The 13,196-nt window shown below is 41.6% G+C and carries 18 protein-coding genes, 1 tRNA gene, 1 rRNA gene and 1 other RNA gene; 20 read left to right on the top strand and 1 reads right to left on the bottom strand.

Features of this window, described 5'->3' with window-relative positions:
- Window positions 1–49 precede the first annotated feature (49 nt).
- The 12 genes from rrf to NYE79_RS00150 all read left to right on the top strand — a co-directional run bounded on the left by rrf (window position 50) and on the right by NYE79_RS00150 (window position 7,714).
- Window positions 50–165, top strand: a 5S ribosomal RNA gene (rrf, locus tag NYE79_RS00095).
- Window positions 166–170: 5 nt separating this feature from the next.
- Window positions 171–244: transfer RNA gene (locus NYE79_RS00100), tRNA-Asn, on the top strand.
- A gap of 208 nt (window positions 245–452) precedes the next feature.
- On the top strand, window positions 453–689 hold the full coding sequence (comW, locus tag NYE79_RS00105) for a sigma(X)-activator ComW (protein ID WP_000939513.1): 237 nt from the start codon (window positions 453–455) through the stop codon (window positions 687–689).
- 241 nt (window positions 690–930) lie between these two features.
- Complete coding sequence (locus NYE79_RS00110; RefSeq protein WP_247931671.1) at window positions 931–2,217, top strand: adenylosuccinate synthase; 1,287 nt, start codon at window positions 931–933, stop codon at window positions 2,215–2,217.
- Window positions 2,218–2,417: 200 nt separating this feature from the next.
- Window positions 2,418–2,885 carry a tRNA adenosine(34) deaminase TadA gene (gene tadA, locus NYE79_RS00115; protein ID WP_001110101.1) on the top strand — a complete coding sequence of 156 codons (468 nt, stop codon included), beginning with the start codon at window positions 2,418–2,420 and terminating at the stop codon, window positions 2,883–2,885.
- Between the two features lie 32 nt (window positions 2,886–2,917).
- An RNA gene (gene ffs, locus NYE79_RS00120) (signal recognition particle sRNA small type) lies at window positions 2,918–3,012 on the top strand.
- A 59-nt stretch (window positions 3,013–3,071) separates the two neighbouring features.
- Complete coding sequence (locus NYE79_RS00125; RefSeq protein WP_084880021.1) at window positions 3,072–3,515, top strand: dUTP diphosphatase; 444 nt, start codon at window positions 3,072–3,074, stop codon at window positions 3,513–3,515.
- A gap of 1 nt (window position 3,516) precedes the next feature.
- Window positions 3,517–4,032 carry a histidine phosphatase family protein gene (locus NYE79_RS00130; protein ID WP_216728801.1) on the top strand — a complete coding sequence of 172 codons (516 nt, stop codon included), beginning with the start codon at window positions 3,517–3,519 and terminating at the stop codon, window positions 4,030–4,032.
- A 10-nt stretch (window positions 4,033–4,042) separates the two neighbouring features.
- Complete coding sequence (gene radA / locus NYE79_RS00135; protein ID WP_198006248.1) at window positions 4,043–5,407, top strand: DNA repair protein RadA; 1,365 nt, start codon at window positions 4,043–4,045, stop codon at window positions 5,405–5,407.
- 72 nt (window positions 5,408–5,479) lie between these two features.
- Window positions 5,480–5,974: a carbonic anhydrase gene (locus NYE79_RS00140; protein WP_025170864.1), complete on the top strand. Its 495-nt coding sequence runs from the start codon at window positions 5,480–5,482 to the stop codon at window positions 5,972–5,974.
- Between the two features lie 214 nt (window positions 5,975–6,188).
- Window positions 6,189–7,157 carry a ribose-phosphate diphosphokinase gene (locus tag NYE79_RS00145; protein WP_216728800.1) on the top strand — a complete coding sequence of 323 codons (969 nt, stop codon included), beginning with the start codon at window positions 6,189–6,191 and terminating at the stop codon, window positions 7,155–7,157.
- A gap of 119 nt (window positions 7,158–7,276) precedes the next feature.
- Window positions 7,277–7,714 carry a CoA-binding protein gene (locus tag NYE79_RS00150; RefSeq protein ID WP_180833641.1) on the top strand — a complete coding sequence of 146 codons (438 nt, stop codon included), beginning with the start codon at window positions 7,277–7,279 and terminating at the stop codon, window positions 7,712–7,714.
- A 28-nt stretch (window positions 7,715–7,742) separates the two neighbouring features.
- On the opposite strand, the gene NYE79_RS00155 is transcribed toward NYE79_RS00150, so the two are convergent.
- Window positions 7,743–8,753 (bottom strand): putative sulfate exporter family transporter, encoded by a 1,011-nt coding sequence (locus NYE79_RS00155; RefSeq protein WP_216728799.1) that lies wholly within the window; start codon window positions 8,751–8,753, stop codon window positions 7,743–7,745.
- Between the two features lie 151 nt (window positions 8,754–8,904).
- On the opposite strand from NYE79_RS00155, the gene NYE79_RS00160 reads away from it, so the two are divergent.
- The 8 genes from NYE79_RS00160 (at window position 8,905) to NYE79_RS00195 (ending at window position 13,191) form a co-directional block, all read left to right on the top strand.
- Window positions 8,905–10,074 carry a pyridoxal phosphate-dependent aminotransferase gene (locus NYE79_RS00160; RefSeq protein WP_339293711.1) on the top strand — a complete coding sequence of 390 codons (1,170 nt, stop codon included), beginning with the start codon at window positions 8,905–8,907 and terminating at the stop codon, window positions 10,072–10,074.
- Window positions 10,071–10,841, top strand: a complete 771-nt coding sequence (recO, locus tag NYE79_RS00165; protein WP_045593786.1) for a DNA repair protein RecO — start codon at window positions 10,071–10,073, stop codon at window positions 10,839–10,841. Before NYE79_RS00160 ends, recO begins: the two co-directional genes overlap by 4 nt.
- Complete coding sequence (gene plsX, locus NYE79_RS00170) at window positions 10,838–11,830, top strand: phosphate acyltransferase PlsX (RefSeq protein ID WP_070657240.1); 993 nt, start codon at window positions 10,838–10,840, stop codon at window positions 11,828–11,830. Before recO ends, plsX begins: the two co-directional genes overlap by 4 nt.
- Before the next feature lie 5 nt (window positions 11,831–11,835).
- Window positions 11,836–12,072: an acyl carrier protein gene (locus NYE79_RS00175; protein WP_000136435.1), complete on the top strand. Its 237-nt coding sequence runs from the start codon at window positions 11,836–11,838 to the stop codon at window positions 12,070–12,072.
- 314 nt (window positions 12,073–12,386) lie between these two features.
- Window positions 12,387–12,530: a class IIb bacteriocin, lactobin A/cerein 7B family gene (locus NYE79_RS00180; RefSeq protein WP_000180838.1), complete on the top strand. Its 144-nt coding sequence runs from the start codon at window positions 12,387–12,389 to the stop codon at window positions 12,528–12,530.
- A 17-nt stretch (window positions 12,531–12,547) separates the two neighbouring features.
- Window positions 12,548–12,697 (top strand): class IIb bacteriocin, lactobin A/cerein 7B family, encoded by a 150-nt coding sequence (locus NYE79_RS00185; RefSeq protein WP_001052546.1) that lies wholly within the window; start codon window positions 12,548–12,550, stop codon window positions 12,695–12,697.
- A gap of 12 nt (window positions 12,698–12,709) precedes the next feature.
- The gene (locus NYE79_RS00190; RefSeq protein ID WP_186822451.1) at window positions 12,710–12,886 is read left to right on the top strand and encodes a hypothetical protein; all 177 of its coding nucleotides are present in this window, start codon (window positions 12,710–12,712) and stop codon (window positions 12,884–12,886) included.
- 149 nt (window positions 12,887–13,035) lie between these two features.
- On the top strand, window positions 13,036–13,191 hold the full coding sequence (locus tag NYE79_RS00195) for a hypothetical protein (RefSeq protein WP_000661692.1): 156 nt from the start codon (window positions 13,036–13,038) through the stop codon (window positions 13,189–13,191).
- The last annotated feature ends 5 nt before the right edge of the window (window positions 13,192–13,196 follow it).

A 13,196-nucleotide genomic window follows, 5' to 3' on the forward strand; every position in this document is an offset into this window, starting at 1 on the left:
TTTCTTGGTATTTGATAGATATTCAATTTTGAGTAGGTATTACTCAGAGTTAAGTGACGATAGCCTAGGAGATACACCTGTACCCATGCCGAACACAGCAGTTAAGCCCTAGAACGCCGGAAGTAGTTGGGGGTTGCCCCCTGTGAGATATGGAAGTCGCTTAGCTTTTATCCGCCATAGCTCAGTTGGTAGTAGCGCATGACTGTTAATCATGATGTCGTAGGTTCGAGTCCTACTGGCGGAGTATAAATCGAAACGTTCAACTGAGCGTTTTTTTATTTATAAATATAGTGGACTGTTGAAATTTCAAATTTTAATTTTTAAATCTGTAATTACCTCTTTATTTTATTTTTAGTTCGTTTAGCTTTAAATTCTTCTTTTATAGAATTTGAAGCTTTTTTAGTTCCTTTTTTTGTTAGACTAGTGTTACTAATAAGAAAGGGAATTTTTATATGCTTCAGAAATTTTATGATCGAGCATTCGTCTTTTTGAAACTAGTTGAACAAGAATATGCCTCTTTAGGCCAGAGTTGTTCAGAGTGGGAATCACTTCATCTCCGTTTTTTACTATATTACTTAATCCGATTTAAAATTAAAAGTGATAGGGACTTTTCTCTATATCACTTTAGAACAGCTTATCGTCTATATCTAGAGAAATTACTGCAAGGTGGTACAACTCTCATCCAATAGGAAGTATCTATATCATAATTACGAACGATTGTTGTGGATATATTTTAAAAAATATAGAATTAGCTTATAATCAAAGGTTTTTATATTTAGAAATGAAAGAATTTCCAAATCTTTTCTACTGTTTCTTCTTGATAAAATAGTGTTTTTTTCTTATAATAAATTGTAAGATATAATTGTGGGTGAAATTCCTGCCATGTATATGAGAAAGGACGAGCTCCTAGTAGCTCAGACGAATTTTATTATGACTTCAGTTGTTGTTGTAGGTACCCAGTGGGGTGATGAAGGTAAAGGGAAAATTACAGATTTTCTTTCTGCTAATGCAGAGGTAATTGCTCGTTATCAAGGTGGTGATAATGCTGGTCACACGATTGTGATCGATGGTAAGAAATTTAAGTTGCACTTGATTCCATCTGGAATTTTCTTTCCTGAAAAAATCTCTGTTATTGGGAATGGGATGGTCGTGAATCCAAAATCCCTTGTGAAAGAGTTGACTTATCTTCATGAGGAAGGTGTGACAACTGATAACTTGCGTATTTCTGATCGTGCGCATGTTATTTTGCCTTATCACATTGAGTTGGATCGCTTGCAGGAAGAAGCTAAGGGTGACAATAAGATTGGTACTACAATCAAGGGAATCGGTCCAGCATATATGGACAAGGCTGCTCGTGTTGGAATTCGTATTGCAGATCTTTTGGATAAGGATATTTTCCGTGAACGTTTGGAACGCAATCTTGCGGAGAAGAATCGTTTGTTTGAAAAATTATATGATAGTACCCCTATTTCAGTTGACGATATTTTTGAAGAATACTATGAGTATGGTCAACAAATCAAGCAATACGTGACAGATACATCCGTTATCTTGAACAACGCACTTGATAATGGCAAACGTGTGCTGTTTGAAGGTGCGCAAGGTGTTATGCTAGATATTGACCAAGGGACTTATCCATTTGTTACGTCATCAAACCCTGTCGCTGGTGGTGTGACAATTGGGTCTGGTGTTGGTCCAAGTAAGATTGACAAGGTTGTAGGTGTATGTAAAGCCTACACAAGTCGTGTAGGAGATGGACCTTTCCCAACTGAATTATTTGATGAAGTGGGAGATCGCATTCGCGAAGTAGGTCATGAATATGGTACAACAACTGGTCGTCCACGTCGTGTGGGTTGGTTTGATTCAGTTGTGATGCGCCATAGTCGCCGTGTATCTGGGATTACCAATCTTTCATTGAATTCTATCGATGTTTTGAGCGGTTTGGATACGGTAAAAATCTGTGTCGCCTATGATCTTGATGGTCAACGTATTGATTACTATCCTGCTAGTCTTGAGCAGTTGAAACGTTGTAAGCCAATCTACGAGGAATTGCCAGGTTGGTCAGAAGACATCACTGGAGTCCGTAATTTGGAAGACCTTCCTGAGAATGCACGTAACTATGTTCGTCGTGTAAGTGAGTTGGTTGGTGTTCGTATCTCAACTTTCTCAGTAGGACCTGGTCGTGAACAAACTAATATTTTAGAAAGTGTTTGGTCATAGGAGATTTTTAAGATTAGTTTAAGACAGGTTGGGTATACTATAGACAGTTACAAGAAGACCTCCTAACTTGTTGTAACAAATATCCTAAACTTTTCTTTTTCATAATAATCTCCCTATTAAGTCACCGAATTCGGTGGCTTTTTTTGTGTTGAGAATCATGATATAATAATAAAATCGACAAGTAGGAAAAGAGAAGAACGATGAATTATACAGTTGAAGAAAAAGAAGCCTTTATGAGAGAGGCTTTGAGAGAGGCTGAGATTGCCTTAGAACACGATGAAATTCCAATTGGTTGTGTGATTGTCAAGGATGGAGAAATCATTGGTAGGGGGCATAATGCGCGCGAGGAGTTGCAACGGGCGGTCATGCATGCAGAAATCATGGCTATAGAGAATGCGAATGTGAGTGAAGAGAGTTGGCGACTGCTTGATTGTACGCTTTTTGTGACCATTGAGCCTTGTGTTATGTGTAGTGGTGCGATTGGGCTTGCCCGTATTCCAAACGTAGTTTACGGGGCTAAAAACCAGAAATTTGGTGCAGCTGGGAGCTTGTACGACATTTTGACAGATGAGCGTCTCAATCATCGTGTAGAGGTAGAAACGGGAATTTTGGAAGATGACTGTGCAGCGATTATGCAGGACTTTTTCCGAAATCGACGGAAAAAATAATTTCTCTTTAAAAACCGATGGGAATGTGGTATAATAAATAGTGGAGCAACAGTTCTGCGTGAAGCGGGTCAGGGGAGGAATCCAGCAGCCCTAAGCGAGTGTGAATTGTGTGCTCTTTTTTCGTGCTTTTTTCGAATAAATAAGATAAAATAGCCTAGAATAAATGATTATAGAAAAGAGAAAAATATGAAAATTCGTGGTTTTGAATTGGTTTCGAGTTTTACAGATGAAAATTTGTTACCGAAGCGAGAGACAGCCCATGCAGCTGGTTATGATTTAAAGGTTGCAGAACGCACTGTGATTGCTCCAGGAGAGATTGTTCTCGTCCCAACAGGAGTCAAGGCTTATATGCAGCCGACAGAGGTGCTCTATCTCTATGACCGTTCATCAAACCCTCGTAAGAAAGGCTTGGTCTTGATTAACTCAGTTGGGGTCATTGATGGGGATTATTATGGAAATCCTGGGAATGAAGGCCATATCTTTGCTCAGATGAAAAACATTACTGAACAGGAAGTCGTCCTCGAAGTTGGAGAACGTGTGGTCCAGGCTGTCTTTGCGCCTTTCTTAATTGCAGACGGAGATGAGGCAGACGGGGTTCGGACAGGTGGATTTGGATCAACAGGGCACTAAGATGAAGATTATCTTTGTACGTCATGGAGAGCCAGACTACCGTGAGTTAGAGGAGTGTTCCTACACTGGCTTTGGATTAGATTTGGCTCCTTTGTCTGAGAAAGGAAGTCGACAAGCTCAGGAACTTTGCCAAAATCCTTTGCTTGGCTCAGCTGATATACTGGTGTCTTCTGCAGTGACGCGAGCATTAGAAACGGCTTCTTATCTTACTTGTGCTACTGGCCTTCCTTTGAGAGTAGAACCCTTATTGCATGAATGGCAGGTTTACGAAAGTGGCATAGAGAATTTTGAAAAAGCACGTACTCTGTTTTTAGAAAACAAGGGGGAGTTGCTTCCTAATAGTCCTATTCAATATGAGACAGCTGAAGAGATGAAGGCCCGTTTTTTGCAAACTATGATAAAGTACCGAGACTACCAGACAGTGCTAGTTGTCGCTCATCGAATGCTCATGCGCCAATTTGTACCAGACGAGAAGATTGATTTTTGCCAAGTAATTGAGTGTGAGTTAGAGATATAGAAAGAGGTTTATTATCGCAAAGAAAAAAGCGACATTTGTGTGTCAAAATTGTGAATATAATTCACCTAAGTATCTAGGACGCTGTCCAAACTGTGGATCTTGGTCTTCTTTTGTTGAAGAAGTTGAGGTTGCAGAGGTCAAAAATGCGCGTGTGTCTTTGACAGGTGAAAAAACCAAGCCTATGAAACTGGCTGAAGTAACGTCTATCAATGTCAATAGAACCAAGACCGAGATGGAGGAATTTAACCGTGTACTTGGAGGCGGAGTGGTACCAGGGAGTCTCGTCCTTATCGGTGGGGATCCTGGAATCGGGAAATCAACGCTTCTTTTACAAGTTTCAACCCAGTTGTCTCAAGTGGGTACGGTTCTCTACGTCAGTGGTGAGGAGTCTGCCCAGCAAATCAAGCTACGAGCAGAGCGCTTGGGGGATATTGATAGCGAGTTTTATCTCTATGCAGAGACCAATATGCAGAGTGTTCGAGCTGAGGTAGAGCGCATCCAACCTGACTTTCTTATCATCGACTCCATTCAGACTATTATGTCTCCTGAAATTTCTGGAGTGCAAGGGTCAGTTTCTCAAGTGCGCGAAGTAACTGCTGAGCTCATGCAGCTGGCCAAGACTAATAACATTGCCATCTTTATCGTAGGGCATGTGACCAAGGAAGGTACTCTGGCTGGTCCTCGTATGTTGGAGCATATGGTAGATACAGTGCTTTACTTTGAAGGGGAACGCCACCATACCTTCCGTATCTTGCGAGCAGTCAAAAACCGTTTTGGCTCGACCAATGAGATTGGCATTTTTGAGATGCAATCAGGTGGCTTGGTTGAGGTGCTCAATCCGAGTCAAGTTTTCCTAGAAGAACGTTTGGATGGGGCCACTGGTTCATCAATCGTGGTAACTATGGAAGGGACACGTCCGATTTTGGCGGAGGTTCAAGCCTTGGTGACACCGACCATGTTTGGAAATGCCAAGCGTACGACGACAGGGCTTGACTTCAATCGTGCTAGTTTGATTATGGCTGTTTTGGAAAAACGTGCAGGGCTTCTCTTGCAAAATCAAGATGCCTATCTCAAATCTGCTGGTGGTGTCAAACTAGACGAGCCTGCTATTGACTTAGCTGTTGCAGTGGCTATTGCCTCTAGTTACAAGGACAAGCCAACCAATCCTCAAGAATGCTTTGTAGGAGAGTTAGGCTTGACTGGAGAGATTCGGCGTGTGAATCGTATCGAGCAGCGCATCAATGAAGCGGCAAAACTGGGCTTTACCAAGATTTATGTACCCAAGAATTCCTTGACAGGAATCACTCCACCCAAGGAAATTGAAGTCATTGGTGTGACAACGATTCAAGAAGTTTTGAAAAAGGTCTTTGCATAATTCGTGACAAATCCTCTTAAAAATGATAAGATAGGAGAAATATTTGATTATCAAATTTTTGAGGAGGGAATCGTGTCGTATTTTGAACAGTTTATGCAAGCCAATCAGGCTTATGTTGCCCTACATGGGCAGTTAAATCTACCACTTAAACCCAAAACCAGAGTAGCGATCGTGACCTGTATGGACTCACGTCTACACGTTGCGCAAGCTCTAGGTTTGGCCCTTGGGGATGCTCATATCTTGCGGAATGCGGGTGGTCGAGTAACTGAGGACATGATTCGTTCACTGGTGATTTCCCAGCAACAAATGGGGACAAGAGAAATCGTGGTGCTTCACCATACAGACTGTGGAGCTCAAACCTTTGAAAATGAAAGTTTTCATGAACATTTGAAACACGAGCTCGGAGTTGATGTATCTGATCAAGACTTTTTACCATTTCAGGATGTTGAAGAGAGCGTGAGAGAGGATATGCAATTGCTTCGAGAATCTCCACTGATTCCTGATGATGTGGTTATTTCAGGTGCTGTCTATGATGTGGATACAGGAAGTATGAGAGAAGTATACTAACTTTGTCTCGAAAAAATTTCATCCTAGCATAAAATCGATTGTTAAAATGTAGGATTTTTAGGTTTAATATAGCTAATATAAAATAGCATAAAACAAGGGTATAAATGTTTGCTCTTGTTTTATTTTTGATTGAAAAATAAAGGAAAAAGCGCTACAATGGTAGATGGAAAATGTTGTGTAAAAAACAAGTGATACATAAATACCGGAGGAAATCATGTCTTTTTCTGATTTAAAGCTGTTTGCCCTTTCTTCAAATAGAGAATTGGCAGAGCGTGTGGCGCAAGAGATTGGGATAGAGTTGGGGAAATCGACTGTTCGCCAATTTTCAGATGGGGAGATTCAGGTCAACATCGAAGAATCAATCCGTGGAAAACACGTCTTTATCCTACAATCAACGAGCTCACCTGTAAATGACAATCTGCTTGAAATTTTGATCATGGTAGATGCCTTGAAGCGGGCTAGTGCAGAATCTGTCAACGTTGTTATGCCTTACTATGGTTACGCACGTCAGGATAGAAAAGCGAGAGCGCGTGAGCCAATCACTGCAAAACTTGTGGCAAATATGCTAGAAGTGGCTGGTGTGGATCGTTTGTTGACGATTGATTTGCACGCTGCACAGATTCAGGGATTCTTTGATATTCCCGTAGATCACTTGATGGGTGCTCCATTGATTGCGGACTATTTTGAACGTCGTGGCATGGTTGGCACTGACTACGTGGTTGTCAGCCCAGACCATGGTGGGGTGACTCGTGCTCGTAAATTGGCAGAGTTTTTGAAAACTCCGATTGCGATTATTGACAAACGCCGTAGTGTAGACAAGATGAATACCAGTGAAGTGATGAACATCATTGGTAAGGTAGAAGGTAAGACTTGTATCTTGATTGACGATATGATCGATACAGCTGGGACTATTTGTCATGCGGCAGATGCTCTTGCTGAAGCAGGTGCTGTTGAAGTTTACGCAAGCTGTACGCACCCAGTTCTTTCGGGGCCAGCTATGGACAATATCCAAAAATCAGCTATTAAGAAATTGGTTGTTTTGGATACTATCTATCTACCAGAAGAGCGTTTGATTGATAAGATTGAACAAATTTCGATTGCTCATCTTCTGGGCGATGCTATTATTCGTATCCACGAAAAACGTCCTCTTTCTCCCCTATTTTGTATTGAGAAAAAGATTTAATCTTTCACTTGAAGTAGACAGAACTCCTAGCAGGTTTCTTTTCTTGCTAGGAGATTTTTATAGTCAAAATCTGCAAGCCCTTTCAAAATGTGCTATACTGAGAAAAAAGGAGGATTTCTATGAGTCAAGAATTTATCAATCCAAGTGATGGTGTGATCCGTCAGTATCTAGCAACCAGTAAAACGTTAGCGGTAGTGGGCTTGTCTGACCGTGAGGAAACAACTAGTAATCGAGTGACCAAGGAAATGCAGACTCGGGGCTATAAAATCATTCCAGTTAATCCCAAGGTTGCAGGTGGGGAAATCTTGGGAGAGAAGGCTTATGCGAGTCTAGCTGAGATTCCTTTTCCTGTGGATATTGTCAATGTATACCGACGGAGCGAGTTTTTACCAGATGTGGCGCGTGATTTTCTCAAGGCTGATGCCAAGATTTTCTGGGCACAACTGGGACTTGAAAGTCTGGAAGCGGAAGAAATCTTACGTGCTGGAGGATGCGACGACATCGTGATGAATCGTTGCATCAAAAGAGAACATACACGTTTAATTCTTGAACAATAAAAAGGTAGCCCATGGCTACCTTTTTATTTTATAAAGTACCAATCAATGCTTGCATGCCAAGACTGGTAAGGATGATGGCAATCCAGCAAAGGGCTCCGAGGACAATAGATTTACCACTAGATTTGACCATGGCGACTAGATTGGTTTTGAGACCGATGGCACTCATGGCCATGATAATGAGAAATTTGGAGAGTTGTTTGAGAGGGGTGAAGAAGCTACTAGACACGCCGAGAGAGGTGAGAAGAGTCGTTAAGAGAGAGGCTAGGATGAAATAAAGGATAAAAAGTGGGAAGACTTTTTTTAGTTGGAAATCTTGGCTGTTTTTTTGCTGGCGACTTTGCCAGTAGGAGAGAAAGAGAGTGATGGGGATAATAGCCAGAGTTCGTGTGAGTTTCACAATAGTTGCAGATTCGAGGGTATTGGTCTGATAAAGACTGTCCCAGGAGCTGGCGGTAGCCGTTACAGAAGAAGTATCATTAACCGCAGTTCCTGCAAAGAGGGCGAAGCCATCATTGGATAGGTGAAGCCAGGTTCCTAGAGTTGGAAAGATGAGCGCAGCCAAGATATTGAAGAAAAAGATAACGGAAATGGCTTGGGCAACTTCTTTTTCCTTGGCATGGATAACGGGTGCTGTCGCAGCAATGGCAGAGCCACCACAGATAGAAGACCCCACTCCAATCAAGGTAGCTAGTTTTGTGTCTAGCGCAAAGAAACGCTGGAAGAGGTAGGCGACGATTAAGGAAATCGAAATGGTGGAAAGGATGACAGGGAGTGAAGTTTGTCCGACTGCAAAGACTTGCGAGATATTGAGACCAAAACCAAGCAAGATGACGGCATACTGGAGCAATTTTTTTGAACTAAAGGTCAAACCTGCATCTAGTTGTTTGTAGGGTGAGAGCCAGGGATGGAGGAGCATTCCAGCAAAAATTGCAAAGACAGGTGCGCCCACGACGGGGAAAAATCCTCCCAGGAACCAAGATACGATAGAAATGAGAAGGCAGGCCAAGATTCCTGCTCCATTTTTTGATAAAAATGACATATAAACCTCCGAAAATAAGCACTTATTATTATAGTCCTGTCGAGAAGAAAAGTAAAACAGAAAGTGAAAAATGCGGATTTCAGATGGATTTTGCGGTCAGGGAGCTTTTGTAGTATAATAGTACTATGTTCTGTAAGCAAGGGGGATATCTATGGACTTAACCAAGCGCTTTAATAAACAGTTAGACAAGATTCAAGTTTCCTTGATTCGCCAGTTTGACCAGGCTATTTCGGAGATTCCTGGGGTCTTGCGTTTGACCTTGGGGGAACCTGATTTTACAACGCCAGATCATGTCAAGGAGGCAGCCAAGCGAGCCATTGACCAGAACCAATCCTACTATACAGGGATGAGCGGTTTGCTGACCTTGCGCCAGGCTGCTAGCGACTTTGTAAAAGAAAAGTACCAGCTAGATTATAATCCTGAAAATGAAATTTTAGTTACAATTGGGGCGACAGAGGCTTTATCTGTTACTTTGACGGCTATTTTGGAAGAGGGGGATAAGGTGCTCTTGCCAGCTCCTGCCTATCCAGGATATGAGCCGATTGTCAATCTAGTTGGGGCAGAGATTGTCGAGATTGATACAACTGAAAATGGTTTTGTCTTGACTCCTGAGATGTTGGAAAAGGCCATTTTGGAGCAAGGGGACAAGCTCAAAGCTGTCATTCTCAACTATCCAGCTAATCCGACAGGAATTACCTATAGTCGGGAGCAGTTGGAAGCCTTGGCAGCTGTTTTACGTAAATACGAGATTTTTGTGGTCTGTGATGAGGTTTACTCAGAATTGACCTATACAGGGGAAGCTCATGTGTCTCTGGGAACTATGCTGAGAGATCAGGCTATTATTATCAATGGCTTGTCTAAATCGCATGCTATGACAGGTTGGCGTTTAGGCTTTATCTTTGCTCCTGCAGCTTTCACAGCTCAGTTAATCAAGAGTCACCAATATTTGGTTACTGCCGCAAATACCATGGCGCAACATGCTGCGGTGGAGGCTTTGACCGCTGGTAAAAACGACGCAGAGCCTATGAAGAAGGAATACATCCAGCGTCGTGATTATATCATCGAAAAGATGACTGCTCTTGGTTTTGAGATTATCAAACCAGACGGTGCCTTCTATATCTTTGCTAAGATTCCAGCGGGCTACAATCAAGACTCCTTTGCTTTTCTGAAGGATTTTGCCTATAAGAAGGCCGTTGCCTTTATCCCTGGTGCAGCCTTTGGTCGCTACGGAGAAGGCTATATCCGCATTTCTTATGCAGCCAGCATGGAAACAATCAGGGAGGCCATGAAACGACTTGAGGAGTACATGAGAGAAGCATGATCCAGTCTATAACGAGTCAAGGTCTCGTACTCTACAATCGTAACTTTCGGGAGGATGATAAGCTAGTCAAAATCTTCACCGAGCAGGCGGGCAAGCGCATGTTTTTCGTCAAACACGCTGGTCAATCCAAACTAGCTCCGGTTATTCAGCCCTTGGTGTTGGCACGATTTCTCTTGCGTATCAATGATGACGGCCTTAGCTACATCGAGGACTACCATGAGGTGATGACCTTTCCCAAGATTAATAGTGATCTCTTTGTCATGGCCTATGCTACCTATGTGGCTGCCCTTGCAGATGCTAGTTTGCAGGATAATCAGCAGGATGCTCCCTTGTTTGCTTTCTTGAGGAAGACTCTGGAGTTGATGGAAGCAGGGATAGATTATCAGGTCTTAACCAATATTTTTGAAATTCAAATCTTGACTCGATTTGGAATCAGCCTTAATTTTAATGAGTGTGTCTTTTGCCATCGGGTCGGTCAGGCCTTTGACTTTTCTTTTAAATATGGAGCCTGCCTTTGCCCAGAGCATTATCATGAAGACGAGAAACGTTGTCATCTCAATCCCAATATCCCTTATCTGCTCAATCAATTTCAAGCCATTGACTTTGAGACCTTGGAGACCATTTCGCTTAAGGCAAAAATCAAGCAAGACTTGCGCAAGTTTATGGATCAACTCTACGAAGAGTACGTTGGGATTCACCTAAAATCAAAGAAATTTATTGATTCCCTAGCAGACTGGGGACAATTACTAAAAGAGGAAGATAAATGAAAAAAATCGCAGTAGATGCTATGGGGGGCGATTACGCACCTCAAGCCATCGTTGAGGGTGTCAATCAAGCCCTAGCTGACTTTTCAGATATTGAGATTCAACTCTACGGAGATGAAAGCAAGATCAAGCAATATCTAACGGCGACAGAGCGTGTCAGCATTATCCATACGGATGAGAAAATTAACTCAGACGATGAGCCGACAAAAGCTATCCGTAAGAAGAAAAATGCCAGCATGGTATTGGCAGCTAAGGCTGTTAAAGAGGGAGAAGCAGACGCTGTCCTCTCTGCTGGTAACACAGGTGCCTTGTTGGCTGCAGGATTCTTCATTGTGGGTCGTATCAAAAATATCGATCGTCCAGGACTCATGTCTACCTTACCGACCATTGATGGAAAAGGGTTTGATATGCTAGATCTCGGTGCCAATGCGGAAAATACAGCCCATCATCTGCACCAATACGCTGTCCTAGGTTCCTTCTATGCGAAAAATGTTCGTGGAATTTCGAAACCACGTGTTGGTTTGCTCAACAATGGAACAGAAAGCAGCAAGGGAGATCCGCTTCGAAAGGAAACATACGACTTGTTAGTAGCTGATCAAAGTTTGAACTTTGTCGGAAACGTGGAAGCGCGTGATCTGATGAATGGCGTTGCGGATGTTATCGTAACAGATGGTTTCACGGGAAACGCTGTTCTCAAATCCATCGAAGGTACAGCTTTGGGAATCATGGGCTTACTTAAAAATGCTATTACGGGTGGTGGCCTTCGAGCGAAGCTAGGTGCTCTACTTCTTAAGGATAGTCTTAAGGGGTTGAAGACACAGCTCAACTATTCAGATGTTGGAGGAGCAGTCTTGTTTGGCGTCAAGGCGCCAGTTGTAAAAACTCATGGCTCAAGTGATGCCAAGGCTGTGTACAGTACGATTCGTCAGATTCGTACCATGCTAGAAACAGACGTAGTTGCTCAGACTGCGCGTGAATTTTCAGGAGAATAAAAAAGATGACAGAAAAAGAAATTTTTGACCGTATTGTAACCATTATCCAAGAGCGACAGGGAGAAGACTTTGCCGTAACAGAGGCCTTAAGTTTGAAAGACGATCTAGATGCGGACTCAGTGGACTTGATGGAGTTTGTCTTGACACTAGAAGATGAATTTGGTATCGAAATCACTGATGAGGAAATCGACCAACTTCAAAGTGTAGCGGATGTAGTAGCGATTATTAAAGATAAAAAATAGCCAAAAGCAACATGCAAGTCATGTTGTTTTTTATTTGCGGAAAAAGAGAAACTTTTAGTAGAAATTGCGAATAAAGAGATGAGAAAGAAAAAGGAGGAACATTTATGTATGTGACTGGTTTTTATCCGTGGTTCATCAAGTGGTTTTTAAAATAAAAATGAATGAATTGTTTATTTTCGAATTGTTTTTCGAATAGATAGGTAAGGAAAAAGTGAAGGAGAGAAGAAAATGATTTCAGTAATTTACCCAATCTGGCTATTTAAGTGGCTTAGAGGTTAAAGATTAAATATATAGAAAAAATAAGGAGAAAAAAGATGACAAATTTTGACAACATGGAACAGAACTTTGTAGCTCTTACAGAAGAAGAGTTGACGGATGTGAATGGGGGGTCGGTTACCGCTGTAGTTGTAGGAGGTGTCTTACTAATTGGTGGTATTGCTTGGGGCTATTTTATGTAATAATAAGGAGAGAAAAAATGAATTTAAATAAATGGACAGAATTGACAGAAGAAGAATTGATGAATACAGAAGGTGGCTTAATTACCATAGCCATGATTGCTGGAGGAGTAGCAATTTTCCTTGGTGGTCGATTAATTGGTCAAGATTTAAAACGTAAATTTGGATAAAAGTAGAATTGTATGAAAAATCTAAAAAATGTAATGGGAGCAGTTCTAATTATTTTTGGAGTGCTTTGCATATTGGGAGATTTAAATGTAATCACCTTTAAAGTTGATCAGTATGTAGGCTCGGAATTATGGATTCCTATCCTTATTTTAATGATGAGTTACTTGGATTCAGCTAAAGACAAGGTTTAAAGAGAACTATTTTTAGTGTATGGCAACTGCTATTGAATAGTCATCTTTTAGTTATTATCAATGAAATAAGAACTAATTTAGGAATAGTAGGGATTTTGGTTGGAGTAGCTATTGGATTAGCCAGTATTATTTAAAAAGGAGAGAGAAAAATGAAAGAAATGGATAAAAAATTTGATATCATGACAGAAGAAGATTTGGCTCTTACTGAAGGAGGCTTCATTGTCACTACTTCCACAGCAATAGCTTGGGGTGTATTAGGAGTAGCTGCTTATATGTATGGGCGTTATCTAGGAAGTAGACGTTAATCTAA

It is taken from the genome of Streptococcus sp. FSL W8-0197 (assembly GCF_037963785.1).
Lineage (GTDB): Bacteria > Bacillota > Bacilli > Lactobacillales > Streptococcaceae > Streptococcus > Streptococcus oralis_CQ.

Bases quoted from the DNA above. Each gene is read 5' to 3' on its own strand.
- comW (WP_000939513.1), top strand. From the start codon at position 453: ATGCTTCAGAAATTTTATGATCGAGCATTCGTCTTTTTGAAACTAGTT.
- NYE79_RS00110 (WP_247931671.1), top strand. From the start codon at position 931: ATGACTTCAGTTGTTGTTGTAGGTACCCAGTGGGGTGATGAAGGTAAA.
- tadA (WP_001110101.1), top strand. From the start codon at position 2,418: ATGAATTATACAGTTGAAGAAAAAGAAGCCTTTATGAGAGAGGCTTTG.
- NYE79_RS00125 (WP_084880021.1), top strand. From the start codon at position 3,072: ATGAAAATTCGTGGTTTTGAATTGGTTTCGAGTTTTACAGATGAAAAT.
- NYE79_RS00130 (WP_216728801.1), top strand. From the start codon at position 3,517: ATGAAGATTATCTTTGTACGTCATGGAGAGCCAGACTACCGTGAGTTA.
- NYE79_RS00145 (WP_216728800.1), top strand. From the start codon at position 6,189: ATGTCTTTTTCTGATTTAAAGCTGTTTGCCCTTTCTTCAAATAGAGAA.
- NYE79_RS00150 (WP_180833641.1), top strand. From the start codon at position 7,277: ATGAGTCAAGAATTTATCAATCCAAGTGATGGTGTGATCCGTCAGTAT.
- NYE79_RS00155 (WP_216728799.1), bottom strand. From the start codon at position 8,753: ATGTCATTTTTATCAAAAAATGGAGCAGGAATCTTGGCCTGCCTTCTC.
- NYE79_RS00160 (WP_339293711.1), top strand. From the start codon at position 8,905: ATGGACTTAACCAAGCGCTTTAATAAACAGTTAGACAAGATTCAAGTT.
- recO (WP_045593786.1), top strand. From the start codon at position 10,071: ATGATCCAGTCTATAACGAGTCAAGGTCTCGTACTCTACAATCGTAAC.
- plsX (WP_070657240.1), top strand. From the start codon at position 10,838: ATGAAAAAAATCGCAGTAGATGCTATGGGGGGCGATTACGCACCTCAA.
- NYE79_RS00175 (WP_000136435.1), top strand. From the start codon at position 11,836: ATGACAGAAAAAGAAATTTTTGACCGTATTGTAACCATTATCCAAGAG.
- NYE79_RS00180 (WP_000180838.1), top strand. From the start codon at position 12,387: ATGACAAATTTTGACAACATGGAACAGAACTTTGTAGCTCTTACAGAA.
- NYE79_RS00185 (WP_001052546.1), top strand. From the start codon at position 12,548: ATGAATTTAAATAAATGGACAGAATTGACAGAAGAAGAATTGATGAAT.
- NYE79_RS00190 (WP_186822451.1), top strand. From the start codon at position 12,710: ATGAAAAATCTAAAAAATGTAATGGGAGCAGTTCTAATTATTTTTGGA.
- NYE79_RS00195 (WP_000661692.1), top strand. From the start codon at position 13,036: ATGAAAGAAATGGATAAAAAATTTGATATCATGACAGAAGAAGATTTG.